Genomic DNA, 627 nt, shown 5'->3' on the forward strand with positions numbered 1-627 from the left:
CATTCGCTGCGCTTATGGCAGAGCAGGGAAAGGAATTGCCGGGCTATGTGCAACGGGAATTTGAAGAATTTCTCCAATGCGGGCGGCTGGAGCATGGCTTTCTACGGGTTCGCTGCGAGTCTTGCCACGCCGAGCACCTGGTCGCTTTCAGCTGTAAGCGTCGCGGTTTCTGCCCGAGCTGTGGGGCGCGGCGGATGGCCGAAAGTGCCGCCTTGCTGGTTGATGAAGTACTGCCTGAACAACCCATGCGTCAGTGGGTGTTGAGCTTCCCGTTTCAGCTGCGTTTCCTGTTTGCCAGCCGGCCCGAGATCATGGGGTGGGTGCTGGGCATCGTTTACCGCGTCATTGCCACGCACCTGGTCAAGAAAGCGGGCCATACCCACCAAGTGGCCAAGACGGGCGCGGTCACCCTGATCCAGCGTTTTGGATCGGCGCTCAATCTGAATGTTCACTTCCACATGCTGTTTCTCGACGGTGTGTATGTCGAGCAATCCCACGGCTCAGCGCGTTTCCGCTGGGTCAAGGCGCCGACCAGCCCAGAGCTCACCCAGCTGACGCACACCATCGCCCACCGGGTGGGTCGCTATCTGGAACGGCAAGGCCTGCTGGAACGGGATGTCGAAAACA

Annotated in this window: 1 pseudogene; it reads left to right on the plus strand. The window is 60.0% G+C overall.

Going from position 1 to position 627, the window contains the following annotated elements:
• Positions 1–627, plus strand: a pseudogene (locus tag L2I46_RS29285) (IS91-like element ISCR2 family transposase); the annotation flags it as partial.

It is taken from the genome of Klebsiella sp. 2019SCSN059, assembly GCF_021739525.1.
GTDB classification, from domain to species: domain Bacteria; phylum Pseudomonadota; class Gammaproteobacteria; order Enterobacterales; family Enterobacteriaceae; genus Klebsiella; species Klebsiella quasipneumoniae.